This is a genomic window from Mesorhizobium sp. WSM3862 (assembly GCF_002294985.1).
In the GTDB taxonomy this organism is placed as follows: Bacteria; Pseudomonadota; Alphaproteobacteria; order Rhizobiales; family Rhizobiaceae; genus Mesorhizobium.
In genome coordinates this window covers 201035-224830 of sequence record NZ_NSGE01000006.1, presented here as the reverse complement: position 1 = coordinate 224830, position 23796 = coordinate 201035, and the positions used below count along the sequence as shown (strand labels likewise).

The following is a 23796-nucleotide window of genomic DNA, read 5'->3' as shown; positions in this document are numbered from 1 at the left end:
GGCAACTTGCGCACCGATCGTCTCAGCCCGATGTCGCGTAAAGCAACCCTTGCGGATCGATCTCCGGCTTGCGGCCGGCGACGAGGTCGGACAGGAATTTTCCCGAGCCGCAAGCCATGGTCCAGCCGAGATGGCCGTGGCCGGTGTCGAGATAGAGGTTGCGGTATTTCGCCTGACCGAAGATGGGCACGGAACTCGGCATCATCGGCCTCAGGCCTGCCCAAAGCAGCGCCTTCTTCTCGTCGAAGGCGCCCGGGAACAGGTCCTTGCCGGTTTCCAGGATGGTTCTGAAATCACGCGGCTTGAAGCTGCGATCGAAGCCTATGAATTCCGCCGTCGAGGACATCCGCAGCCGGTTGCCCAGCCTCGAATAGCCGATCAGCCGGTCCTCGTCGGCGCCGCCCATGGTCGGGCCCTTGCTCTCGTCATCGAGCGGGACGGTCACGGTGTAGCCCTTCACCGGGTAGACGGGCAGGTCGATGCCGTAGCGGCGGCCGAACAGGCCGCTTTCGGGTCCCATCGAGATGACGACGGCGTCGCCCGCAACCGGTCCGGCCGAGGTCATCACGGCTCGCACCCGGTCGCCCTCGATGTCGAGACCCTCGATTGTCGTGCCGAACAGGAACCTGACGCCAAGCTTCTCGGCCGCATAGGCGGCGAGCTTGTCGACGAATTGCTTGGAATCGCCGGTCTGGTCGATCGGCGAATAGATGCCGCCGGCGATCTTGTCCTTCACGCCGGCAAGGCCCGGCTCTAGCTCGGCTAGGCGGTCGCGGCCGACGATCTCGATCGGTAGGCCGTGCTCGCCGAGATAGCGGTAATTGTCGGTGCCGGTGTCGAAGCTTTTCTGCGAGCGGAAGAAGTAGAGGATGCCTTTCTTGCGTTCGTCGTAGTGGATGCCGGTCGCCTCCGAGAGCGCATTGATGCAGTCGCGCGAATAGAGCGCGAGCCTCAGCTTGACGTCGGTGTTGGCGCGCAGGCGCGCTACGGTGCATTCGCGCAGGAAGCGCAGGCTCCAGGCATAGAAATACGGATCGAGGCGCAGCCGGACCTTGATGCCGAGGTCATGGTTCCAGAGCGCGCGCAAAAAGGTCTTCAGCGCCGCCGGCGAGGCCCAGGCGGTGGCGTCGCCCGGCGAGACCAGGCCGGCGTTCGACTGGCTGGTGCCGCGCGCCGCTGCCTCATGGCGCTCGATCACCGTCACTTCATGACCGTCTTTAGCCAGATAGTAGGCGGCCGCCGTGCCAACCACGCCGGCGCCGAGCACCAAGACCTTCATGCCGTCCCTCAAGGCTCATTCAAAAAGTGCGCCTTCGGCGTACCGCCGCATGAGCCTCAATACCGCGTCTAAAAGCGCCGGACGAGCCCTTGGCCCAACAGGTCAGTGTCATTTACGCAATTCCGGATGAAGGCTACGGCGAAGTCGCCGAACCCAACCGCCACACACTTTCCTGAACTGCTTAGTTTCGAACGGAGTTCTTGGTCGTCAGGATGCGTTCCCAGGCCAGCGCGTCCTTGACGATCTGGTCGAGATCGTCGCGCTGCGGCGTCCAGCCGAACTCCTTGCGGGCAAGATCGGAATTGGCGACCACGGCGGCGGCGTCGCCCGGCCGTCGCGCACCCATGCGAACGTCGAAATCATGCCCGAAGGCGCGGCGCACGCTGTCGATCACTTCCAGCACCGAATAGCCGTGGCTGTAGCCGCAATTGGCGACGAGGCTCTCCCCGCCATCGCGCAGCCGCTGCAGTGCCAACCGGTGCGCCGCCGCCAGATCGCTCACATGGATGTAGTCGCGGATGCAGGTGCCGTCCGGTGTCGGATAGTCCTTGCCGAAGACCTGCATGAATGGCCGCTTGCCGAGCGCCGTCTCGCAGGCGACCTTGATCAGATGCGTGGCGCCGGGCGTCGACTGTCCGGTGCGGCCCTTGGGATCGGCGCCGGCGACATTGAAATAGCGCAGCGCCGTATAGCGGATGTCGTGCGCAATCGCGGCATCCCGCAGCATCCACTCGCTCATCAGCTTGGAGAGGCCGTAAGGGGATTCCGGCGCCAGCCGCGCGTCCTCACGCACCGGCTCCAGCCCTGCGCCGCCATAGACTGCCGCGGTGGACGAGAAGATGAAATGTGGCACGCCCTCGCGCACGGCGGTTTCGATCAGCGCGCGTGTCTTGCAGGTGTTGTTCTCGTAATAGCCGAGCGGATCGGCGACCGATTCCGGCACCACGATCGAGCCGGCGAAATGGATGATGGCGTCGACCTTGTTTTCCCGGATGATCCGGCCGACCAGATCGCGATCGGCGACGTCGCCGACGACGAGCTTCGCCTCCGGCGCCACCGCCCATTCGAAGCCGGTGGAAAGCCTGTCGAGCACGACGACGCTTTCGCCAGCGTCCAAAAGCTCCCAGACCATGTGGCTGCCGATATAGCCGGCACCGCCCGTCACCAAAACCGTCATCGCTTACCTCGCTGATCAAGATTTATCGGAAACTGTCTCAACAGCCGCCATGCTGGAAACCCCGCCGTAAGCCCATTAGCCTCCCATTTTAGTGTTAAGTCTGTAACAGTTCCGCCTGCCCGAGGCATCGTACCGAAACAAAGCTGGTTCACATCCCCGGGAATAGGCCATGATCCGGCATCGTTAGGAACAGGCGCGGGGCGTGGCATTTTGACCGGTGCGGCGCGGTGGACGTAACATAGGCCCGTGACTATGATCCGGCGCAAAATTGGGAAGCCGACATGAACTACCAGCGGTTCTTCGAAGACGCGATCGACCAGCTCCATGCCGAGCGGCGCTACCGCGTTTTCGCCGACCTCGAGCGCATCGTGGGCAAGTTTCCACGCGCCATCTGGCGCTCCAACGGTCGCGCCCAGGAAATCACCGTCTGGTGCTCCAACGACTATCTCGGCATGGGCCAGAATCCGGACGTCATCGCCGCCTTCCAGAACGCGGCGGGCCGGATGGGCTCGGGCGCCGGCGGCACCCGCAACATTTCCGGCACGTCCAACCCGCTGGTCGAGCTGGAGCATGAGCTCGCCGACCTGCACGACAAGGAGGCGGCGCTGGTCTTCACCTCCGGTTTCGTTTCCAACGAAGCCTCGATCTCGACCATCGCCAGGCTCTTGCCCAACTGCCTGCTCATCTCGGACGAGTTGAACCATGCCTCGATGATCGAAGGCGTGCGGCGTTCCGGGGCCGAGAAGAAGATCTTCCGCCACAACGACGTTGCGCATCTGGAAAGCCTGCTGCAGGCGGCAGGACGCGAGCGCGCCAAGCTGATCGTCTTCGAAAGCGTCTATTCGATGGACGGCGACATCGCGCCGATCAAGCAGATCGTCGAGCTCGCCGAGCGCTACAACGCCATGACCTATATCGACGAGGTGCATGCCGTCGGCATGTATGGTGCGCGCGGCGGCGGCATCACGGAGCGCGAAGGCCTTGCCGACCGCATCGACATCATAGAGGGGACGCTGGCCAAGGCCTTCGGCACTCTGGGCGGCTACATCACCGGTACGAGCGCTGTGATTGACGCGGTGCGCTCCTATGCGCCGGGCTTCATTTTCACCACCGCGCTGCCGCCCGCGATCGCGGCGGCCGCCACCACCTCGATCAGGCATTTGAAGCGCTCGCAGGCCGAGCGCGACGCCCAGCAGCGCCAGGCAGCGCGGGCCAAGCAGGTGCTTGCCGCGGCCGGGCTGCCGGTGATGGAATCGGCCACCCATATCGTGCCGGTGCTGGTCGGCGATCCCGAGCTTTGCAAGATGGCGAGCGACCGCCTGCTTGGCGTCCACGGCATCTACATCCAGCCGATCAACTATCCGACGGTGCCGCGCGGCACCGAACGGCTGCGCATCACGCCGACACCCTTCCATTCCGACGCGCTGATCGCCGAACTGCAGGACGCGCTGGTCGAGACCTGGGACGCGCTCGGCATCCCCTATGCCGCCTCCGGCCGCCCGGCCGTCGCCAAGAGCGACCGGATTATTCCACTCCTGGTGCCGAAATCAGGCGGCTGAAGCCACCCGTCTCAGACCGTCTTCATCCATTTCGCCAGGCGATTTGCCGCTTCCTCGAGCTGATCGAGGCGGCGGTGGAAGCATAGTCTGAGGAAAGCCTCTCCGCCGGGGCCGAAGGCCGTGCCGGGCGCCAGACCGACATTGGCGTTGTCGACGATGTCGAAGGCGGCGGCGCGGGAATCGGTGATGCCGTCGACGGTGAAGAACAGGTAGAACGCACCTTGCGGCACGGTGAAGCGCGCCTTGCCGGTGGCACCCAGGATGTCGCAGACCAGATCGCGCGCCGCACGTGCCCGCTCCACCTGCTCGACGATAAAGCCGTCACCCTTGTCGAGGGCCGCAACCGCGCCGCGCTGCATGAACTGGGCGACGCCCGAGGTCGAATACTGGATCAGGTTCTCGAACACCTGCTGCAGCGCCGGATGCGTCTTGATCCAGCCGACTCGCCAGCCGGTCATCGCCCAGTTCTTGGAGAAGCTGTTGACGAACAGGATGCGGTCTTCCGCCGTTGCGATATCGAGGAAAGACGGCGCGCGGCCGTGGCCATAGTGGAACAGCGCATAGATCTCGTCGGCGATGATCCAAAGCTTCTTCGTGCGGGCCAGATCGAGGATCGCTTGAAGCGTTTCCTTGTCGGCTGTCCAGCCGGTCGGGTTCGAGGGGGTATTGATGAACAGCGCCTTGGTACGCGGCGTGATGGCGGCTGCGATCTTGTCGACATCGCAGGACCAGCCATTGCCGGACTGGTCGAGCGTGACCGGCACGGGAACAGCGCCGGCAACACCGGCGGCGGCAGCGAAATTCGGCCACGCCGGCGAGAGATAGACGACCTCGTCGCCGCTGCCGGCGATCGCGTCGATGGCCAGCTGAATGGCATGCATGCCCGAGCCGGTGACGATGAATTCTTCCTCGGCGAAGCGCTGGCCGAAATGCCTGGTATAGTAGCGGGCGAGCGCCTGCCTAAGCTCGGGAATGCCCTTCTGCCAGGTGTAGAAGGTCTCGCCATTGGCGAGGCCGCCTGCGGCGGCATCGCTGATGAAGGAAGGCGTCGGCAGGTCGCCCTCTCCGGCCCAGAGCGGAATCAGGCCTTCGCGCAAGCGGCCGTGATTGACGACGGCGACAATGCCGCTTTCGGGGGCAGCACGGGCTTGGGCGCGCAAGGTCTCAATCAGGGTCATGGACAAATCCGTGCTCGTTTTGCTGCGCTCTTACCAGATCACTGAACAGAAAACCCCAGCCGCAAGCGGCCGGGGTTTTGGTCCAGCAAAGAACGTTGGATGCGTTATTTCCTGGCGAGCAGGTCTCGGATTTCGGTCAGAAGCTGGACATCCGCCGGCGGCGGCGCCGCTGCAGGCGCGGGCTTCTCTCGCTCCAGCCGCCTGCGCAGATTGTTCACTGCCTTGACCATCAAGAAAATGATGAAGGCGAGGATCAGAAAATTCAGCACGACGGTGATGAAGCTGCCATAGGCGAAAACGGCTCCCTCTTTCTTGGCTTCGGCCAGCGTGGCCGAGTGCACATTGGAGGACAGCCCAAAGAAGTAATTGTTGAAGTCAAGCCCGCCGAAAATCGCGCCGATGATCGGCATGATGATGTCATTGACCAGCGAATCGACGATCTTGCCGAAGGCGGCGCCGATGATGACGGCGACGGCCAAGTCCATCACATTGCCCTTGGAGATGAATTCCTGGAATTCTTTCAGCATCCGACCCTCCTTGCCATGACGGGCCGCGCTGCCGCCCCGGCTCTCCGGCGCCGGCCCCGAAGCCACAATAACAAAAACCCCCAGTTGCAAAACCGGAAAAAGGGCGGAGCCGCCGGTTTGTGCCTAACCGGTTCGCGCTTCTGGGCGTCACCAAGCACCTATGCGTCGAAAGCCGCGGTGGACTTGGCGTCAAAGCTGTGGTTGCGTTTGATAACCGGACGAGCAGCCGGTCAGGAAGGAAGTTCGAACCGTGCAAGGCTGGTTCGTCGTCATCATCGCGATCGCCTATGTGACGCTGCTTTTTGCCATCGCCAGCGTCGGCGACCGGCGCTCCGTGGCAGCCGGGCTCGGCCGCGCACGGCCCTCCATCTATGCGCTCAGCCTCGCCATCTACTGCACCTCCTGGACCTTCTTCGGCTCGGTCGGGCTCTCCTCCGAGCGGGGTCTCGAATTCCTCGGCATCTACACCGGCCCGGTGCTGGTCTTCGTGTTCGGCTTCCCGCTGCTCAACCGCATCGTCCGGCTGGCAAAGAGCGAAAAGATCACCTCGATTGCGGACTTTCTCGGCGCCCGCTACGGCAAGAGTTTTGCCGTCGCGGCTATCGCGACCCTGATCGCCACGGTCGGCGCCGTGCCCTATATCGCGCTGCAGCTCAAGGCGATCTCCGGCTCGGTCAGCCTGATGATCGAGCACTATACGGGATCGCCGCCTTCCTTTGATCCTTTCGTAAGCGACATCTCGCTGGTGGTGGCGATGCTGCTGGCGCTGTTTGCGGTCCTGTTCGGCACCCGCCACGCCGACGCCACCGAGCACCAGGACGGGCTGGTGCTGGCGGTCGCGGTCGAGACGGTGGTCAAGCTCGCGGCCTTCCTCGCCATCGGCCTTATGGTCACCTTTCTCATCTTCGGCGGCCCCGGCGACATGCTGGCGACGCTCGGGGCGAATGCCGAGGTGCGCCAGGCGATGGGCTACAACACGTCCTTGGTCACCTGGCTTGTGCTGACGACCTTGAGCGGCTTCGCCATCCTGATGCTGCCGCGCCAATTCTACGTCACCATCGTCGAGAATCGCAGCGAGGCCGAGCTGCGCACCGCGACCTGGGTGTTTCCGCTCTATCTCGTGGCGATCAACCTGTTCGTCCTGCCGATCGCCTTTGCCGGGCTGTCGCTGGTCGGCGCAAGGACCAGCAGCGACCTCTACGTCCTGTCGCTGCCGCTATTCAGCGGCCACGACGTGTTGGCGATGATCGCTTTCATCGGCGGCCTTTCGGCGGCCACCGCCATGGTCATCGTCGAGAGCGTGGCGCTGTCGATCATGATCTCCAACGACCTCGTCATCCCGCTGTTCGTGCGTCGATTGCTCAAGACCACTTCTTCGGAGAACGAAGACTGGTCGACGCTGATCCTGAACGTTCGGCGAGCGTCGATTTTCATCATGCTGTTCATCGCCTTCCTCTACTATCGCGAGAGCACCAACAGCGCGCGGCTGTCCTCGATAGGGCTGATGTCCTTCGCAGCGATTGCGCAATTCGCGCCCGCCCTGATCGGCGGGCTGATCTGGCGCCGCGCCAATGGCCGAGGCGCCGCCCTCGGCATGGTCGCCGGCATCGCGGTCTGGGGTTACACTCTGCTGCTCCCTTCCCTCGTCGGTCCCGGCTCCGACTTTGTCGTCCATGGACTGTTCGGCTTCGAGGCGCTGAGACCCCAGGCGCTGTTCGGCACCGTCGGCGAGCCGCTGAACCACGGCGTGCTGTGGAGCCTGTCAGTCAACACGCTGTTCTTCGTGATGGGTTCGCTGTCCCGCGCATCGGTGCCACTGGAGCGTATCCAGGCGGCGATCTTCGTGCCGCGCGAGGCGGGGCCGATGCCAAGCCTGCGCCGCTTCCGCACCGCCGTCACGGTCAACGACCTCAAGGACACGATTTCCCGCTATCTCGGCGTCGAGCGCACCGAGCGCTCCTTCCAGTCCTTCGAGAAGAACGCGAACGTCTCCCTGCACGGCAAGGAACAGGCCAGCATGGACGTCATCCGTTTCTCGGAGCAGTTGCTGGCGAGCGCCGTGGGCTCGTCGTCGGCGCGGCTTATCCTGTCGCTGCTGTTCCGCCGCAACGACCGCGACTCCAAGGACGCCTTCCGGCTGCTCGACGACGCCACCGAGGCGCTGCAGCACAACCGCGACCTGCTGCAGATCGCGCTCGACCAGATGGAGCAGGGCATCACCGTCTTCGACCGGGATTTGCGGCTGATCTGCTGGAACCGGCAATACAGGGCGCTGTTCGATCTGCCTGACGAGATGGGCCAAGTGGGCGTGTCGCTCGACCAGATCCTGCGGCATCTGGCCGAGCGCGGCGATATCGCCGCCGACCAGCGGGTTACGATGCTCAACCGGCTGACCAGCTTCGTCGGTCCTTGGCAGATGGAGCTCAGGACCAGCGGCCGCATCCTGGAGCTGCGTTCCAACCCGATGCCCGACGGCGGCATCGTCGCCACCTATGCCGACATTTCCGGCCGCGTCGAGCAGGACCTGGCGCTGAAGCGGGCCAATGAATCGCTGGAGCAGCGGGTCAGGAGCCGCACCGCCGAGCTCACCCGCGTCAACGAGGAGCTGGCGCAGGCGCAGATGCTTGCCGAGGAAGCCAATCTCAGCAAGACGCGCTTCCTCGCCTCCGCGGGCCACGACATCCTGCAGCCGCTCAACGCCGCCAGGCTCTATTGCTCCTCGCTGATCGAGAAGGCCGGCAAGGGGCCGGCCGGCAGGGCCGCGACCAACATCGAATCCTCACTGGAATCGGTCGAGACCATCCTCGGCGCGGTGCTCGACATATCGCGGCTCGACGCCGGCGCGTTGAAGCCCGAGGACACCGCCTTCAGCCTCGGCGGGCTGCTTGGCCAGATCGGCAACGATTTTCGCCCGCTCGCCGCCGAAAAGAAGCTCGGCCTGAAAATCATGCCGTCGTCGCTCGGCGTGATGACCGACCGCAATTTGCTTCGCCGGCTTATCCAGAACCTCGTTTCCAATGCGATCAAATACACGCGCGAAGGCCGCATATTGGTCGGGGTGAGAAGGCGCGGCGAGCTGGCCGAGATCCAGGTGATCGACACCGGCATCGGCATTGCCGCCGACAAGCTGAACACCGTCTTCCACGAATTCACCCGGTTGGACGAGGGCGCTCGCGAGGCCGAAGGCCTTGGCCTTGGCCTTTCCATCGTCGACCGCATCGCCAGGGTTCTCAGGCTCGAAATCCGCATCTTCTCCAATCCCGGCAAGGGCACGCGTTTTTCCGTCATCCTGCCGGTCGCCGCGATCGCGGCGCCGCCGCGCGAGACGGGAAAGGCGCCCGCGCGCGCGCCATCCTCACTTGCCGGACTCAATGTGCTGTGCATCGACAATGACGCGCGAATCCTCGACGGCATGCGACTGCTGCTCGAAGGCTGGGGCTGCAGCGTCGAGACCGCTTCGGGATCGCAGGATCTGATGCACCCGGGTGCGGCAAGGCCGGATGTGGTGCTCGCCGACTATCATCTCGACGGCGGCACCGGGCTCGACGCCATCGCCAAGCTGCGCGCCGCCTACGGCAAGGACCTGCCCTGCGTGCTGGTCACCGCAGACCGCTCCAGCGAGGTGCGCACTGCTGCTGGTCTGCTCGATGTGCCGGTGATCAACAAGCCGCTGAAGCCTGCCGTGCTGCGCTCGATGATGGCGCGCGTCAGGGCGCTGGCGCCCGCGGCGGAATGATCAGCTCACCGGCTGCAGCGGGTCGCCGCCGATCTTGGAAAGCTGGATGACCGCCTGGGTGCGGCTGTCGACGCCGAGCTTCTGCAATATAGCCGAGACATGCGCCTTGATGGTGGCTTCGGAGACGCCGAGCTCATAGGCGATCTGCTTGTTGAGCAGGCCTTCGGCCAACATGCCGAGCACCCTCGTCTGCTGCGGCGTCAGCGCCTGCAGGCGCTTGATCAGATCGGAAATCTCCGGGTCGCGCTCGACGCCGAGCTCGATGCCGGCGGGTGCTGCGATATCGCCGGCAAGCACAGTCAGGACGGCGCTGCGTATCTCCTCCATGCTTGCCGATTTGGAGATGAAGCCGGACGCGCCGAGATCGAGCGCGCGGCGGATGGTGGCTGGATCGTCATGAGCCGACACCACCACCAGCGGCACCGAGGCATGGATGCCGCGCAGCGAGATCAGTCCGGACAGGCCGCTGGCGCCCGGCATCGACAGATCGAGCAGCACCATGTCGATGTCTTCATTGGCGACGACCAGCGCCTTGGCGCTTTCGAAATCGCCGGCCTCATGGATGGCGGCAACGTCGCCTATGCCGGCCAGCGCTTCCTTTAGCGCGCCGCGAAACAGCGGATGGTCGTCGGCAATGACGAAAGTGTGGCCCGACGGCAAATATTCCTCCCCGGATCCCATCGCCGATTGTGTGCTTTCTTACGGGATCGGAACGATTATGCGGCGGCGCGGCGCGTTTTCAAGCAGCAAAGGCCGCGCGCGCAGGCTTTTTCCCGGGAGCTCAGGTCTTTTGCGGGCTGGGCTTCGTGCCACCGTCGCCTTCCTGCCTGTCGATGTCCTTGACGATATCCATGAAGCTGCGGAAGAAGCGCTCCATGTAGCTCATCGTCTTGTTGAAATCCTCCTCGCTCGGCAGTTGGGACTCCAGCCGGGCCGAGAGCGAGTTCTCGAGCTTCGCGACGCGCTCGTCGAGTGCCTTCACCGTGCTCTGCAGCCGGTCGATCTCGTCCTGGAAGGCGGAGCGCTCGTCGGCGGCCAACTTGCAGACGAGCTGGCCGGAGCGCTCCTCGCAGATCGACATGGCGCCGGTCTGGGTGTCCATGCGGACATAGCCGTTGGCGGACTTTTCGAGCCGATAGCGGTCCGTCTCCTCGGAATAGGCCGATGCGGCGACCAGCGAGCAAAGCGCCGCCGGGATTAGAATGTGCTGCAGACGCATGTTATCCTCCATGAGCCGTTGTGCGAACAATATCACAGGTTTGCGCCTGAAATGGGGAAGAGTTCGCAAGCACCCTTCCCCCCATGGATCGTTCGGACTATAGCGCGCCAATGTCTCAGTTTATCTACAAGATCGCGCCTGAAGCCATGTGGCGCGAAGCGGAACGGAACGGCCGCTTCACCGGGGCGCCGATCGACATCGCCGACGGCTTCATCCACTTTTCCACCTCAACTCAGGTGCGCGAGACGGCGGCCAAGCATTTCGCCGGCCAGGCGGACCTGCTTCTCATCGCTGTCGACGCGGCAAAGCTGGGCAACGCGCTGAAATACGAGGTGTCGCGCGGCGGCGCCCTGTTCCCGCATCTCTACGCCGCGCTCGCCCTCGACGCCGTTCTCTGGGTGAGGCCGTTGCCGCTCGGCGCCCACGGCCACGAATTCCCGCCGCTGGAGGACGAATGAGCGTGCTCGACCGGATCGGCCAAAAGCTGCTTTTCTCGTTCGACCCGGAAACGGCGCATGGCCTGTCGATCGCGGCTTTGCGCTGCGGCCTGCCGGCCGCCTCGCCTCCCCCGCGCGACGCGCGGGTCGAGGTCAGCGTCTGCGGGCTCGATTTTCCGAACCCGCTCGGCATGGCGGCCGGCTACGACAAGAACGCCGAAGTGCCGGACGCGCTGCTTGGGCTTGGCTTCGGCTTCGCCGAGGTCGGCACCATCACGCCGCTGCCGCAATCGGGCAATCCAAAGCCGCGCATCTTCCGGCTGACCGCGGACGAAGCGGTGATTAACCGGCTCGGCTTCAACAATGAAGGGCATGGGGCCGCCGAAAGACGGCTTGCCGCGCGCAAAGGGCGGCCGGGTATTGTCGGCGTCAACATCGGCGCCAACAAGGACAGCGCCGACCGCATTGCCGACTATGAGCGCGGCGTCGCCCGCTTCGCGGCTCATGCCAGTTATCTGACGGTCAACATCTCCTCGCCCAACACGCCGGGCCTGCGCAACATGCAGGCGCGCGAGCAACTGGGCGAACTCCTGTCCCGCGTGGTGGCGGCGCGCGCGGCTGCGTCGGTTCAGCCGCCCATCTTCCTCAAGATCGCGCCGGACCTCGTCGAAGCGGAACTGGAAGACATCGCCGCCGAAGTCATCGAGAAAAGGATCGACGGGGTCATCGTCTCCAACACGACGCTTGCCCGGGTCGGGTTGCGCAGCGCAAGTCTGGCCGGCGAAGCCGGCGGGCTGTCAGGCAAGCCGCTTTTCGAGCGCTCGACTGCGGTACTCGCCCGGATGCGCAAGCTGCTCGGCCCACAAGTGACGATCGTCGGGGTCGGCGGCGTCGACTCGGCGGAAACCGCGCTGGAGAAGATCCGCGCCGGCGCTGATCTCGTCCAGCTTTATACCGGCATGATCTATGCCGGCCCGGCGCTGCCTGGCCGCATCGTTGCCGGCATGGCGCGGTTTGTGGAGCGCGAGCGGCTTGGCTCGATCCAGGATTTGCGCGACTCGGCTTGCGAGCGCTGGGCTGCGAAGCCGATCACCTGAACGCCGTGCGCATCCTGAGCCTCAGCACCGCAAGCAGGCTGAAACCCCGCACCAGCAAAAAGACGTGCAGTGCGGCCCATAGGCCGTTGTTGCCGAAGGCGGGCGCCAGCGTGATCAGCGCCGCGGCGAAGGCCAGGAAGGACAGGAGCATCATGTTGCGCATGTCGCGCGACCAGGTGGCGCCGATGAAGACGCCGTCCATCTGGAAGGCAAGCACGCCGCTCAGCGCGGTGAAGGCGGCCCAGGGCAGATAAATGTCGGCGACCGCGCGGACCTCCGGAGCGGTCGTCACCATCGCCACCAGCTGTGCGCCCGCCGTCAGCAGGGTAAGACTGGCGACCGCCGCCAGGCCAAAGCCCCAGATCAGCGTCAGCCGTACGGCTTGCCGGAAAGGGGCGGCCGCATGCGCGCCGATGGCGCGGCCGGCCAATTGCTCGGCCGCGGTGGCGAAGCCGTCCAGGAAATAGCCGGCAACGAGGAAGAAGTTCATCAGCACGGCATTGGCGGCGAGCGTCACCGTGCCGAACTGGGCGCCCTGCCTAGTGAACAGCGCGAAGGCGGCAAGCAGCGAGAAGGAGCGGATCATGATATCGCGGTTGAGCGACAGCATGCGCCGGTAGGCCGGCAGGTCGAGGATGCGCCGGCGCGACGGCCGCTCCAGCTTGCGGAACCGCCTCAGCACGATGGCAAGGCCGAGCAGCATGGCCAGGAACTCGCCGGTGACGGTCGCCCAGGCAACGCCCGCCACGCCCCAGCCGAGCTCGAGGCCGAGCAGGAAGCAGAGCAGGATGTTGATGCCGTTGAGCACGGCCTGCAGCATCAGCCCTATCCCGCCCTCGCCACGCCCCAGCACGTAGCCCAAGATGGCGTAGTTGATGAGCGAGAAGGGCGCGGCAATGAGCCTGATGCGGATATAGACCGACATCGCCGCGCTGACACGCGGCTCGGCGCCCATGAACCACTGGCCGCCTACCGCAAACAGCGGCGCAAGTGCTGCAAGCACCACGCCGGCGACGACCGCGATCAGCACGGCCCGCCAGAGCACCGCCTGCTCCTCCAGCGGATCGCCGCGTCCGAAAGCCTGGGCGACGAGGCCGGTGGTGCCGGAGCGCAGGAAGTTGAAGGTGGTGAAGACGACGTCGAAGACCAGCGCGCCTGCCGCCAGTCCGCCGAGAAGAGCCGCATCGCCGAACTGCCCGATCACCGCGGTGTCGACGATGCCGAGCAGCGGCGTCGTCAGATAGGCAAGCGTCATCGGCACCGCGATCGCCAGCACCGACCGGTTGGTGACGATGAAGGTCCCGGCGTTGATGTGGGTCGCACCCTTGTCCAAGGATTGCTGCCTTGCTCATTGCGGCTTGCTAGAATGGCCGATGTGCCCCAGTTTGCCGCTGCCGCGCAATCGCCATCGGGTGACGGCTAACCGAATTCCAGCTCTGGCGCAGGCCGCCCCATCATGCCTTTGCAGATCGTCCACCATCCCGACTATGACGCCGGCTTTGCCGTCAATCACCGCTTTCCGATGAGCAAATATCCGTTGCTAATGGAGGCTTTGCACAGCCGCGGGCTGGCAGCAGCGGGAGCGCTTTCGATGCCGGAACGGGCGCCGGCGGCGTGGCTCAAGCTCGCGCACGAGGCCGGCTATGTCGACCAGGTGCTCACTTGCGAGGTGCCTGAAAAGATCGAGCGCGAGATCGGCTTCGCGGTCAGCCAGCGCGTGTCATTGAGAGCGCAGCTAGCAACGGCAGGCACGGTGCTGGCGGCGCGGCTGGCGCTGAAACACGGCATAGCCTGCAACGCCGCCGGCGGTAGCCACCATGCCAGGCGTGCCCAAGGCGCGGGCTTCTGCACCTTCAACGACGTGGCCGTGGCTTCCCTGGTCCTGCTTGCGGAGGGCGCCGTCGAAAACATCCTGGTCGTCGATCTCGACGTGCATCAGGGCGACGGCACGGCGGACATTTTGAAGGATGAGCCGCGCGCCTTCACCTTTTCCATGCATGGCGAACGCAATTATCCGGCGCGCAAGATCGCCTCCGATGTCGATATCGCGCTGCCGGACGGCACCGGCGACGCTGCCTATCTCGACCGGCTCGGCGCCATTCTTCCAGAGCTTTGCGCAAGGCGGCGCTGGGACATCGTGTTCTACAATGCCGGCGTGGATGTCCATGCCGAGGACCGGCTTGGCCGGCTGACATTGACCGACAACGGCCTGCGCAGCCGCGAGGAGCTGGTCATCAGCTATTTCCGCAAGGCCGGCATCCCGCTATGCGGCGTCATCGGCGGCGGCTATTCGAGCGACGTGCCGGCGCTTGCCGCGCGCCACGCCATTCTGTTCGAGGTCGCGGCCGCGTATGCTGACGCTCGCCAGGCTACTTCCTGTAGCTCGCGATCCTGAGCAGGATAAAGGCGGGCACGACGATCGCGGCGCCGAGCAGGATATAGCCCAGGAAGCGGTCGATAGTATGGAAGCCGAGATTCCACAGATCGGTGAAGAACTGGCGGATGCCGTAGAGCACGTCCATCGGCGACCAGCCGAAAGCGTGCATGACGAGGCCGACGAGGAAGGAAACCACCAGCAGCTTCACAAGCACCCTGAGTGGCGTATCGCCGAGAAAGCGTGTCAGTGCGGACAAGGCCGTTCTCCGGTTCGAGCTGCCCGATTCGGGACGCGACCTCAGAAATACGCACTCGGATACCCGGCATCAAGCCGAAGGCCGCGCGCGAAGCTATTGTGCCGGCGGCCTTGATAGCCCGATCCGGCCGGCACACGTGGCTCGCTCAGTCAGATTCTCCACCGGAAGATGCGGGCCCAAAGCGGCCGGTCGCGGTAGACTTCCCTGGAGCGCCACAGCCTGTTGTAGCGGTTGCCGCCGCCGATACCGAGGTGCGATATCGGCTTGCCGCCCCGCTTGCGCTTGATCGCGACCGGCTCGCCATCATGGCTGAGGCAATGGCCGAAATCCGCGGACGGCTGAAGAGGCGCGGCAGACGGCACCGACCTGAGGGCTTCGCCGACGATGAGGTCTTCCGGCTCGCAGGTCAGCGCGACGGCCTTGCCGAACAAGGTCGGGCCCGTGGGGCAGAGCGCAGTCGGCCCGTAATATTCCCGTTTCACATTGGCGCAGACAAGCTCGATCGCCTTGGCGAGCGCCTTGTGGCGAGGCGGCGCGGCAACAACGCCGATGCTGGTGTCCCAAGGGGTCGAGCTGAGGAAATCGCGAAAGATCGACAATTTTCCATCGCCGCGAGGCACTCCGCGCAGGAAGAAATAGGAGAGATCGGCATAAAGGCCGCCTTGCTCATGGAGCAGGCAATATTTGGCGAGGTCCGCCTTGTAGGAATAAGGTCGCAGCGTCCTGAAAGCCGAAAGCACCTCTGCTCCGAAATGCGTCGAAATGAACTCCGCCAACGCCGCTTCCCGGAACAGGCGGTGCTCTTCGCCCGGATGAGCAGCCGTGAGCGACTGGATGTTTTCGGCAACGAGCCCGGAAAGGTGCTCGCTGCCGTCGTCGGTGATCAGAATGCTGAAGAGAGGCATCCGGCTTCCGTCTCGATCAGGGTGCCTTGGTGAGCCTTCAACTTGCCCCAGTCGCGCCACTGGTGGGGACTGGCCTTCAGATAGGCCAGGTGCCGATCGGCGAAGTCTTGCGCGGCGCTCTGGATCAGTTCGGCCTTGTCCTGGCTGCGATCAAGATCGATCGGATTTTCCACAGTCACCCGTATCTTGCCTGTCCTGTCGTCACGAACGACGAAGACCGACAGCAGGGGAGCGCCGGCGATCCTGGCCAAGCGGGGCGCGCCGCCGGCAAATTCAATGGCCGACTGGCCGATCCGCGCGCGCACCAGCAGCTCACCCTCCCAGGCGCCAGCGGTGATGGACGCAAACTTGCCCTGGCGAAGCAACCGCCTCGCCTCGTTCATGCTGGCGGCGGGATTGGCTCGGTCGATCACGATACGGCCCGCCGCATGTCTGAGCTCGACGCAGGTTCTGATCGGGTTGAGGAACCGGATGCCGAAGCGCGATTTCGAGAAGCCATGCTCCGGCCTGCTGACGTGATAGACGTCGAAGCCGGCTTTGGCGAAAACCATCTTCGCCGCAAGCGCGTTGAAGGTGAAATGCGCAATCCACAGGACGGCGCCACGGCCCTGTTCGCGCGCCGCATCGAGATGCTCGGCGCCGAGCAGTTCGATCTCGGGTCGCCAGCCGACGAGCCACTCGCGGACGATCTGGATGTTGTGTTCGCTGCGCATCGCGTCGACCCGGAGCCGGTCCTCGCGGCCGGCTATGCCAAAGGCGGCAAGATCCGGTTGGTCACCAACGTCGCGCCGAGACTCAGGCGCCCGTTTCAGCCGCTCCAGCCAAAGGCAGACACTGCGCCATCTCTTCTCAGGCACGAAAAGAGAGACGAATACAAAAAGAGGAAGCCTCAGCAGGAATCCGAGATCTTCCACAGCAAAGGCTTTTCCGGAGCGAGAGGCTCGCTTCCTCTTCCGAACATTGATTTCCAAGCTGGGTCCCCACCCTTAACCCCTGAGCCATTACCATGTTGTGGCGCGGCGTCAAAGCGCCGGTGGATGGCTCTCGGCTTTCAATGTATCGCCGATTGCTAGATGCGGGGCCATCATGGTAACGAGGCTGTTGCGCGGGTATGATGTAATGGTAGCCTGTCAGCTTCCCAAGCTGAACGCGCGGGTTCGATTCCCGCTACCCGCTCCATCCCTCGCTACAGTGCCGCGCGGTCGCAGCGATCTGGCAGAGCGTCCTCAAGCGGCCGAAGGCGAATGCGATCGTTGCCGTTAGCGGTCATGCCAGCACGCCGCAGAGGGGAAGATGCTTTGCGGCCTCGGCGGCTTCCATCCGCACGATGGTGTGCGACAGGCCGCCGTGTTCCTCGACCCACAGGCGAACCCAGTCGGGATATTGCGAGATCAGGTACCCGGCGGCGATTGCGTTCTCATGGGCGCCGACGCCGTAAGGCAGATGGAAGCCGAAGGATGCACGCGGCGTGATGCAAAGCTGCTCGGCGGGCAAAGACAGATAGAGCGTGCAGGCGCTGTCGCAGGCACCGTCAAATTCCACAGGCTCGTTCGCGGCGCGCAGCTCGGCGACGTGCAAAGCGAAGATCACGATCTGACCGCCGGGATTTTCCTGCACCGTTTCGGCATCTGCGGGCAGCGTTGTCAGGGCGGCGGCGAGGAACGCTAGCGCCTTGGCTATCAGCCTCCGCTTAACCCGCGCGCGCGGCAGATCGGCGTGCATGTTGGTGACCTCGCTCATCCGGCGAGACCAAGGCTAACATTGCGATGGTTAACAACAGGCAGCTTTGAAAACATCGAACATCCAGATCGCCCAACTGCCCGCATCCTCTCAACAGCAGGGGGACTGGAAAATCAACGTGCTTTTTGACCGCACTCCGAAGGGAGCCACCTCGTTCGGCGAAAGCGCGCAAACGAAAGAGCCGCTCGAAAGGCGAGGGGCTTGGGCCCTAGAAGAGGATCGCCGCGCGATCTATGGCGAAAAAGAAGCCAGCCACCTTGCGGCGGCCGGCTCTGGACCGGTTGAGCAATCCAGGACCACGTCTCGGTCCGGAATTCCGTAAAAACAGTTCTTTACTGCGGGTGAGCGGCTCTTATCCAAAGCTGAACCGCTATGGACCCCTAAAGCCAAAAGCCAATCCAAACACGTTCGCGCCAGCAGCGGCGACGCCAGCGGCCACGACGCCAGTAGCGGCGGCAAACACGTCTCCAAACGCGGCGCCGTCTGCGGCGGCGACGGCCGTGATGCCAATGACGATGGTAAACCTGCTCCACTTCAGCCCGTTCGTCTCCATCCTCGAAGACGGCGGTATCGGGCTTATCGAGTTCATCGAGAATTCCGTTGCCGCTTGGAATTCCGGCAACCGCCCTACTGGGGCCAGCCAGGGTTGCAATTGCCGCTGCCCCCGCAACGCCAAGCATTCCAGTTAGAAACAAGCGACGTTCCATCAAAGACCTCCCGATAGTTCAGCATCGGCAGGTGGTTCCCTCACCCAAACGGGCTCCAGCGAACTGCCGATCTGTTTGAACGCACAGGTAGCATTCTCGTTCCATTACCCCACTTCGCGCAGGATGAAGTCGTGCAGCATCTTGGCGGCGGGCGAGAGCGCCCGGTTCCTGACCGTGATCAGGCTGTAGGGCCGGACCTCGATGTCGAACTCGGTCTGAACGACATCGATCGCTCCGGACAGCCCGTCGCCGCTCTGGATGAACTTGGCCACCTGCACCGAAACGGGGGCGATGGCGTCAGATTGCGCCACCATTACCAGCGTCAAGAGCAGCGACGAGGTGTTGAGGATGCGGTCGGGAAGCGGGATGTTGCGGTTCAAGAAATTGCTTTCCATCGCCTGGCGCAGGGGCGAGCCGCCGGACTGGAAGACCCAATCATAGGCAGCCGTCTCCTCCAGGCCGACCATCCCGCCGCCGGCAAGCGGATGGCCGCGGCGCACGATCAGGCAGGCCTTCTCGATGCCGATGACGCGCGATTCGAACAGCCGCGGATTGAGGTCGTCGGGGATGCGGGCGATGATAAAGTCGTGGCGGGAGGCGATCAGCTCGCGGGCGAGCACGTTCGAGGTCTCGACCTGCATGGTGATCTCGATGCGCGGATAGATGCGGCGGATCTCGCGAATCGCCGGCACCGCCAGCTCGATCGCCGGCGCGGTCACGGCGCCGAGAAACACCGAGCCGCCTTTGCCTGCCTTGAGCTCCGAAATCTCCCGGTCGGCTTCGCGCATTTCGAGCAGGATGGAGCGGGCGCGCCTGGCGAGCGCCTGACCGTAAGGGGTCAGCGTCACGCCGCGCGGCAGCCGCTCGCATAATTTCACGTCGAGCACCGCCTCCATCTCGGCAATCATGCGCGAGGCCGCCGGCTGGGAAATATTCATAACCTGGGCGGCGGCGCTCACCCGTCCGTGATCGTCGAGCGCGGCGATCATCCGCATATGGCGCAGGCTCAGGCCGCTGCGCAGCAGCGTTTCACCGTCCCCCGGAAGCTTCTCGTAATTTCCTGAAATCGTATCAGGATCGCGCAGCGCCGCCATGATTTCCCAGCCTCTCCGGCAGTTCTCTGCGCTACGCTAAATCATACCAGTTTCGGTATAGCAACCAGCAAAGATCGCATTTGACAGTTATGTCAAAGGGACACACCCTTCGCGCGTTCCGAGACGCAGCGATCGGCAACGAGCAAAATCGTATCGATTGAAACTGCGTCGCGGGGCCGATTGGGAGGATACCGGAGATCGATAAAGCCGACAGAGGCGCGATTGCGCTCCTGTTCGACTGCGCGGCCCGCGAAGCCCCGAGGTGTCGCGTCCATCAACCAGGGAGAGTAAATGTGAAGATCATCAAGACGCTGGCCGCCGTCGCGGCCCTTGGCATTGCCGCCACGACCTATTCGGCGCACGCCGCCGACAAGGGTCTCGTCGGCGTGCTGATGCCGACCAAAACCTCGCAGCGCTGGATCAACGACGGCGACGCCGTCAAGTCCCAGCTCGAAGCGCTGGGCTACACGGTCGACCTGCAATACGCGCAGGACGATATCCCGAACCAGCTCAGCCAGTTGGAAAACGAGATCACGAAAGGCCCGAAGGCGCTGATCATCGCTTCGATCGACGGCACCACCATGGCCGATGCGCTGCAGAAGGCCAATGACGCAGGCGTCGTCACCATCGCCTATGATCGCCTGATCAAGAAGACCCCGAATGTCGACTACTACACCACCTTCGACAATTTCGGCGTCGGCGTGATCCAGGCAAATTCCCTGGTCAAAGGCCTCAAGGAGCGCTTCCCGAACACCAAGCCGTGGAACGTCGAGCTGTTCGGCGGCTCGCCCGACGACAACAACGCCTTCTTCTTCTACAACGGCGCGATGTCGGTTCTGCAGCCGCTGATCGACGACGGCTCGATCAAGATCAAGTCCGGCCAGATGGGCATGGACAAGGTCGGCACGCTGCGCTGGCTCGCCGCCACCGCACAGGCCCGCATGGACAACCTGCTCTCGGCCAACTACTCGGACGGCAGCCGCGTCGATGGCGTTCTTTCGCCCTATGACGGCCTGTCGCGCGGCATCACCGCCTCGCTGCGCGCTGTCGGCTACGGCACGGATGCTCAGCCCTGGCCGATCGTGACCGGTCAGGACGCCGAGACCGCCTCGGTCAAGCTGATCATTTCGGGCGAGCAGTATTCGACCGTGTTCAAGGACACCCGCGAGCTGGCCAAGGCCACCGTGCAGCTGGTCGACAAGGTGCTCTCCGGCGGCAAGCCCGACGGCCTCGACACCAAGACCTACAACAACGACGTCAAGGTCGTTCCCTCGATTCTCTTGACGCCGCACGAGGTCGACAAGTCGAACTACAAGGCGCTGGTCGTCGACTCCGGCTACATCAAGGCCGAAGAGCTGAAGTAATCCAGCCTTTAAGGGAGGGGTCCTGCGCGACGCAGGGCCCCTTTTCGTTCAGAAGCGACCCCGGTATTGTTTTTGCCGGCTTCTGCAGCGCCATGCGCCATCGCGGCGCGAGCCAGACTGCAGTACGTTGATTTCGCGCATAACGTTTTCCGGAAACGGAAGGCCTGCGCCAGGGAGCGGAATTCCTGATGAGCTCGACGATTTTGGAGATGCGCGACATCACCAAGACGTTCCCCGGCGTGAAGGCGCTGTCGAACGTGAACCTCAGCGTCGAGGAAGGAGAAATCCACGCCATCGTCGGCGAGAACGGCGCCGGCAAATCGACGCTGATGAAGGTGCTGTCGGGCGTCTACCCGACCGGTACCTATGAAGGCGAGATCGTCTTTCGCGGCCAGGAATGCCACTTCAAGGGTATCCATGATAGCGAGCATATCGGCATCGTCATCATCCACCAGGAACTTGCCCTGGTGCCGATGCTGTCGATCGCGGAAAACATCTTCCTGGGCAACGAGCACGCCAGCTACGGCGTCATCGACTGGAACGCCAACGAGAAGCGCACCAAGGCCCTGCTCGACAAAGTCGGCTTGAAGGAAGATCCCAAGACGCTGATCACCAATATCGGCGTCGGCAAGCAGCAGCTGGTCGAGATCGCCAAGGCGCTCAGCAAGGAAGTGAAGCTGCTGATCCTTGACGAGCCGACCGCCTCGCTCAGCGAAAAGGACAGCCAGGCGCTGCTCGATCTCCTGCTCGAGTTCAAGCGCCAGGGCATGACCTCGATCCTGATCTCGCACAAGCTCAACGAGGTGAACCGCGTCGCCGACAAGGTGACGGTGATCCGCGACGGGCGCACCATCGAGACCCTGCCCAGGAAGGACATCAGCGAGGACCGGATCATCACTTCGATGGTCGGCCGCTCGCTCGACGACCGCTACCCGCCGCGCGAGCCCCAGATCGGCGAGGTTATTTTCGAAGTGAAAAACTGGTCGGTGTACCATCCGATCCACGCCGAGCGGCAGGTGATCAAGAACGTCAACCTCAATGTGCGCAAGGGCGAGGTGGTCGGCATTGCCGGGCTGATGGGCGCCGGCCGCACCGAATTCGCGATGAGCCTGTTTGGCCGTTCCTATGGCCGGCATATCAGCGGCGAGGTCCTGCTCAGGGGTAAGCCTCTCGATCTTTCGACGGTGAGCAAGGCGGTGGAGAACCGGATCGCCTATGTCACCGAGGACCGCAAGACCTTTGGCCTCAACCTTATCGACCACATCAAGCACAATGTGACGCTGGCCAATTTGGGAGGCGTCTCCAGCCGCGGCGTCATCGACGACATGCGCGAGATGAGCGTCGCCAACGACTATCGCAAGAAGACCAACATCCGCGCATCCAGCGTCTATCAGCTGACCGGCAATCTTTCCGGCGGCAACCAGCAGAAGGTGGTGCTGTCGAAATGGCTGTTCGCCGACCCGGAAGTGCTGATCCTCGACGAACCGACGCGCGGCATTGACGTCGGCGCCAAGTACGAAATCTACACGATCATCGCCCGCCTCGCCGCCGAGGGAAAGGCAATCGTCGTCATCTCGTCGGAAATGCCGGAATTGCTCGGCATCACCGACCGCATCTATGTCATGAACGAAGGGCGTATCGTCGGCGAAATGGCGGCAAGCGACGCTAGCCAGGAAAAGATCATGCGCGCCATCGTTCGGGGAGAAGGAAAAAAAGCCTCATGAGCACAGAAAGCGCTCCCGCGCCGCAGAGCGGCGTCGCCGAAGACGTCAAGCATGGTCCGCGTGTCGCCGTTTCGGCGCTGACGACGAACCTGCGCGAATACGGACTGATCATCGCGCTGATCGTCATCATGCTGTTCTTCCAGTACACGACGTCCGGCACGCTGTTCAAACCGGTCAACCTCAGCAACCTGGTGCAGCAGAACTCGTTCATCATCGTGATGGCGCTTGGCATGCTGCTGGTGATCGTCGCCGGCTATATCGACCTCAGCGTGGGATCGGTCGCCGGCTTCATCGGCGCGCTTGCCGCAATGATGATGGTCATCTGGCCGCTCGGTATATTCAGCAATCCGCTGGTGGTCTCGATCGTTTGCCTGATCGTCGGTGCGCTTATCGGCGCGGCGCAAGGCTACTGGATCGCCTATCACCGAATACCGAGCTTCATCGTGACGCTGGCGGGCATGCTGATCTTCCGCGGCATCTGCCAGGCACTGCTTGGCGGCGGCTCCTCGGTCGGCCCGCTTCCCGACAGCTTCAAGGCGTTGAGCTCCGGCTTCATCCCCGACGTCATCGGCCCGCTGACGCTCATTCCGCCGACGGTGAATGCGGCCGGCAAGACCATCGTCGGCAGCGGTCTTACGCTGCACATGACGACGATCGTGCTCGGTCTGGTCGCGGTGCTCGCCTATGCCTATTTCGGCTTCAGAACACGGCGTAAGCGCGAACGGCATGGCTATGAGGCCGAGCCCTTCCCGCTGTTCGTCGTCAAGACGCTGGTCGGCAGCGCGCTGGCGCTGTTCCTGGTCTTCCAGTTCGCCAGCTACAGGGGCCTGCCGGTGGTGCTTCTGGTGATGGGCGTGCTGATCTCGCTGTTCGTCTTCGTCACCAAGCGCATGACCATCGGCCGCCGCATCTATGCGATGGGCGGCAACGCCAAGGCGGCGCAGCTGTCGGGCATCAACACCGAACGGCTGACGCTGCTCGTCTTCATCAACATGGGCGTGCTGTCGGCGCTCGGCGGCCTGATCATCGCCGCTCGCCTCGGCCAGGCCGTCCCGGCCGCAGGTCTGGGCAGCGAACTCGACGTGATCGCCGCCGTCTTCATCGGCGGCGCCTCGGCGATGGGCGGCGTCGGACAGGTCATCGGCGCCGTGGTCGGCGGCTTCATCATGGGCGTGATGAACAACGGCATGTCGATCATGGGCGTCAATGTCGACTGGCAGCAGGTGGTCAAAGGCCTGGTGCTGCTCGGTGCCGTCATCTTCGACGTCTACAACAAGAACAAGGCGTAGAGGCCGGAGGCAAGGACTAAGGAGGCATACGGGTTCTAGATCGCGAAGCTGCCGGCAACCCGTCGGCGCGAAGAAGTCCTGGAAGGACCAGGCTCGCGAGTGCAATCCGGACGAATAGTTTCAACCGTGGC

Annotated in this window: 21 protein-coding genes and 1 tRNA gene; 10 read left to right on the top strand and 12 right to left on the bottom strand. The window is 63.7% G+C overall.

Annotated elements, in window-relative coordinates; translation table 11 throughout:
* Positions 1 to 22: 22 nt before the first annotated feature.
* Together CK224_RS20145 and galE are read right to left on the bottom strand one after the other, a co-directional pair.
* Complete coding sequence (locus CK224_RS20145) at positions 23 to 1279, bottom strand: D-amino acid dehydrogenase (RefSeq protein ID WP_095782937.1); 1257 nt, start codon at positions 1277 to 1279, stop codon at positions 23 to 25.
* Positions 1280 to 1460: 181 nt separating this feature from the next.
* Positions 1461 to 2456, bottom strand: coding sequence for a UDP-glucose 4-epimerase GalE (galE, locus tag CK224_RS20140; RefSeq protein WP_095777447.1), 996 nt, complete (start codon positions 2454 to 2456; stop codon positions 1461 to 1463).
* Positions 2457 to 2737: 281 nt separating this feature from the next.
* Between galE and hemA the strand changes: the two genes are divergently transcribed.
* Positions 2738 to 4015, top strand: coding sequence for a 5-aminolevulinate synthase (gene hemA, locus CK224_RS20135; RefSeq protein WP_095782936.1), 1278 nt, complete (start codon positions 2738 to 2740; stop codon positions 4013 to 4015).
* An 11-nt stretch (positions 4016 to 4026) separates the two neighbouring features.
* Here the strand turns inward: hemA and CK224_RS20130 are convergent, their stop codons facing one another.
* Positions 4027 to 5193: a pyridoxal phosphate-dependent aminotransferase gene (locus tag CK224_RS20130; RefSeq protein WP_095782935.1), complete on the bottom strand. Its 1167-nt coding sequence runs from the start codon at positions 5191 to 5193 to the stop codon at positions 4027 to 4029.
* Between the two features lie 104 nt (positions 5194 to 5297).
* Positions 5298 to 5720, bottom strand: a complete 423-nt coding sequence (gene mscL, locus CK224_RS20125) for a large conductance mechanosensitive channel protein MscL (protein ID WP_095777596.1) — start codon at positions 5718 to 5720, stop codon at positions 5298 to 5300.
* Positions 5721 to 5970: 250 nt separating this feature from the next.
* Between mscL and CK224_RS20120 the strand changes: the two genes are divergently transcribed.
* A complete protein-coding gene (locus CK224_RS20120) occupies positions 5971 to 9456 on the top strand; it encodes a PAS domain-containing hybrid sensor histidine kinase/response regulator (protein WP_095782934.1) in 3486 nt (1161 codons plus the stop codon).
* Here CK224_RS20120 and CK224_RS20115 read toward each other — a convergent pair whose 3' ends face one another.
* Positions 9457 to 10116 carry a response regulator transcription factor gene (locus CK224_RS20115; protein WP_066996819.1) on the bottom strand — a complete coding sequence of 220 codons (660 nt, stop codon included), beginning with the start codon at positions 10114 to 10116 and terminating at the stop codon, positions 9457 to 9459.
* 121 nt (positions 10117 to 10237) lie between these two features.
* Positions 10238 to 10675 carry a hypothetical protein gene (locus tag CK224_RS20110; protein WP_066996874.1) on the bottom strand — a complete coding sequence of 146 codons (438 nt, stop codon included), beginning with the start codon at positions 10673 to 10675 and terminating at the stop codon, positions 10238 to 10240.
* Between the two features lie 110 nt (positions 10676 to 10785).
* On the opposite strand from CK224_RS20110, the gene CK224_RS20105 reads away from it, so the two are divergent.
* Together CK224_RS20105 and CK224_RS20100 are read left to right on the top strand one after the other, a co-directional pair.
* Positions 10786 to 11133 (top strand): DUF952 domain-containing protein, encoded by a 348-nt coding sequence (locus tag CK224_RS20105; protein ID WP_095783126.1) that lies wholly within the window; start codon positions 10786 to 10788, stop codon positions 11131 to 11133.
* Complete coding sequence (locus CK224_RS20100; RefSeq protein WP_095782933.1) at positions 11130 to 12209, top strand: quinone-dependent dihydroorotate dehydrogenase; 1080 nt, start codon at positions 11130 to 11132, stop codon at positions 12207 to 12209. The genes CK224_RS20105 and CK224_RS20100 overlap by 4 nt, the downstream gene beginning before the upstream one ends.
* Here CK224_RS20100 and CK224_RS20095 read toward each other — a convergent pair.
* Positions 12202 to 13542 (bottom strand): MATE family efflux transporter, encoded by a 1341-nt coding sequence (locus CK224_RS20095; RefSeq protein ID WP_176477965.1) that lies wholly within the window; start codon positions 13540 to 13542, stop codon positions 12202 to 12204. The genes CK224_RS20100 and CK224_RS20095 overlap by 8 nt on opposite strands.
* Before the next feature lie 123 nt (positions 13543 to 13665).
* Between CK224_RS20095 and CK224_RS20090 the strand changes: the two genes are divergently transcribed.
* Entirely contained in the window at positions 13666 to 14604 is a 939-nt protein-coding gene (locus CK224_RS20090; RefSeq protein WP_095782932.1) for a histone deacetylase, read from the top strand.
* Here the strand turns inward: CK224_RS20090 and CK224_RS20085 are convergent.
* The 3 genes from CK224_RS20085 to CK224_RS20075 all read right to left on the bottom strand — a co-directional run bounded on the left by CK224_RS20085 (position 14579) and on the right by CK224_RS20075 (position 16460).
* Positions 14579 to 14842: a DUF6460 domain-containing protein gene (locus CK224_RS20085; RefSeq protein ID WP_095782931.1), complete on the bottom strand. Its 264-nt coding sequence runs from the start codon at positions 14840 to 14842 to the stop codon at positions 14579 to 14581. The genes CK224_RS20090 and CK224_RS20085 overlap by 26 nt on opposite strands.
* Before the next feature lie 149 nt (positions 14843 to 14991).
* Positions 14992 to 15747 carry a glycosyltransferase gene (locus CK224_RS20080; RefSeq protein WP_095782930.1) on the bottom strand — a complete coding sequence of 252 codons (756 nt, stop codon included), beginning with the start codon at positions 15745 to 15747 and terminating at the stop codon, positions 14992 to 14994.
* The gene (locus CK224_RS20075; protein WP_141245832.1) at positions 15726 to 16460 is read right to left on the bottom strand and encodes a hypothetical protein; all 735 of its coding nucleotides are present in this window, start codon (positions 16458 to 16460) and stop codon (positions 15726 to 15728) included. The genes CK224_RS20080 and CK224_RS20075 overlap by 22 nt, the downstream gene beginning before the upstream one ends.
* 392 nt (positions 16461 to 16852) lie before the next feature.
* Between CK224_RS20075 and CK224_RS20070 the strand changes: the two genes are divergently transcribed.
* Positions 16853 to 16926, top strand: a tRNA-Gly gene (locus CK224_RS20070).
* An 87-nt stretch (positions 16927 to 17013) separates the two neighbouring features.
* Here the strand turns inward: CK224_RS20070 and CK224_RS20065 are convergent.
* The gene (locus CK224_RS20065) at positions 17014 to 17469 is read right to left on the bottom strand and encodes a hypothetical protein (protein ID WP_141245831.1); all 456 of its coding nucleotides are present in this window, start codon (positions 17467 to 17469) and stop codon (positions 17014 to 17016) included.
* A 251-nt stretch (positions 17470 to 17720) separates the two neighbouring features.
* On the opposite strand from CK224_RS20065, the gene CK224_RS31355 reads away from it, so the two are divergent.
* Entirely contained in the window at positions 17721 to 18176 is a 456-nt protein-coding gene (locus CK224_RS31355) for a hypothetical protein (protein ID WP_170950356.1), read from the top strand.
* Between the two features lie 122 nt (positions 18177 to 18298).
* Here CK224_RS31355 and CK224_RS20055 read toward each other — a convergent pair whose 3' ends face one another.
* On the bottom strand, positions 18299 to 19288 hold the full coding sequence (locus CK224_RS20055; RefSeq protein WP_095782927.1) for a LysR substrate-binding domain-containing protein: 990 nt from the start codon (positions 19286 to 19288) through the stop codon (positions 18299 to 18301).
* Positions 19289 to 19581: 293 nt separating this feature from the next.
* Here CK224_RS20055 and chvE point away from each other — a divergent pair, with 293 nt between their 5' ends.
* The 3 genes from chvE (at position 19582) to mmsB (ending at position 23665) form a co-directional block, all read left to right on the top strand.
* Entirely contained in the window at positions 19582 to 20652 is a 1071-nt protein-coding gene (chvE, locus tag CK224_RS20050; protein WP_066996783.1) for a multiple monosaccharide ABC transporter substrate-binding protein, read from the top strand.
* 188 nt (positions 20653 to 20840) lie between these two features.
* Complete coding sequence (mmsA, locus tag CK224_RS20045) at positions 20841 to 22376, top strand: multiple monosaccharide ABC transporter ATP-binding protein (protein ID WP_067322747.1); 1536 nt, start codon at positions 20841 to 20843, stop codon at positions 22374 to 22376.
* Positions 22373 to 23665: a multiple monosaccharide ABC transporter permease gene (gene mmsB / locus CK224_RS20040; protein WP_066996778.1), complete on the top strand. Its 1293-nt coding sequence runs from the start codon at positions 22373 to 22375 to the stop codon at positions 23663 to 23665. The genes mmsA and mmsB overlap by 4 nt, the downstream gene beginning before the upstream one ends.
* Positions 23666 to 23796: the final 131 nt, after the last annotated feature.

What these genes read in the sequence shown, in the direction of transcription:
- hemA (WP_095782936.1), top strand. Translation starts at nt 2,738, where the DNA reads ATGAACTACCAGCGGTTCTTCGAAGACGCGATCGACCAGCTCCATGCC.
- CK224_RS20075 (WP_141245832.1), bottom strand. Translation starts at nt 16,460, where the DNA reads ATGCGCAGCGAACACAACATCCAGATCGTCCGCGAGTGGCTCGTCGGC.
- CK224_RS20130 (WP_095782935.1), bottom strand. Translation starts at nt 5,193, where the DNA reads ATGACCCTGATTGAGACCTTGCGCGCCCAAGCCCGTGCTGCCCCCGAA.
- mscL (WP_095777596.1), bottom strand. Translation starts at nt 5,720, where the DNA reads ATGCTGAAAGAATTCCAGGAATTCATCTCCAAGGGCAATGTGATGGAC.
- mmsA (WP_067322747.1), top strand. Translation starts at nt 20,841, where the DNA reads ATGAGCTCGACGATTTTGGAGATGCGCGACATCACCAAGACGTTCCCC.
- CK224_RS20090 (WP_095782932.1), top strand. Translation starts at nt 13,666, where the DNA reads ATGCCTTTGCAGATCGTCCACCATCCCGACTATGACGCCGGCTTTGCC.
- CK224_RS20110 (WP_066996874.1), bottom strand. Translation starts at nt 10,675, where the DNA reads ATGCGTCTGCAGCACATTCTAATCCCGGCGGCGCTTTGCTCGCTGGTC.
- CK224_RS20080 (WP_095782930.1), bottom strand. Translation starts at nt 15,747, where the DNA reads ATGCCTCTCTTCAGCATTCTGATCACCGACGACGGCAGCGAGCACCTT.
- CK224_RS20055 (WP_095782927.1), bottom strand. Translation starts at nt 19,288, where the DNA reads ATGGCGGCGCTGCGCGATCCTGATACGATTTCAGGAAATTACGAGAAG.
- CK224_RS20065 (WP_141245831.1), bottom strand. Translation starts at nt 17,469, where the DNA reads ATGCACGCCGATCTGCCGCGCGCGCGGGTTAAGCGGAGGCTGATAGCC.
- CK224_RS20100 (WP_095782933.1), top strand. Translation starts at nt 11,130, where the DNA reads ATGAGCGTGCTCGACCGGATCGGCCAAAAGCTGCTTTTCTCGTTCGAC.
- CK224_RS20145 (WP_095782937.1), bottom strand. Translation starts at nt 1,279, where the DNA reads ATGAAGGTCTTGGTGCTCGGCGCCGGCGTGGTTGGCACGGCGGCCGCC.
- galE (WP_095777447.1), bottom strand. Translation starts at nt 2,456, where the DNA reads ATGACGGTTTTGGTGACGGGCGGTGCCGGCTATATCGGCAGCCACATG.
- CK224_RS20105 (WP_095783126.1), top strand. Translation starts at nt 10,786, where the DNA reads ATGTCTCAGTTTATCTACAAGATCGCGCCTGAAGCCATGTGGCGCGAA.
- CK224_RS31355 (WP_170950356.1), top strand. Translation starts at nt 17,721, where the DNA reads ATGGCGAAAAAGAAGCCAGCCACCTTGCGGCGGCCGGCTCTGGACCGG.
- mmsB (WP_066996778.1), top strand. Translation starts at nt 22,373, where the DNA reads ATGAGCACAGAAAGCGCTCCCGCGCCGCAGAGCGGCGTCGCCGAAGAC.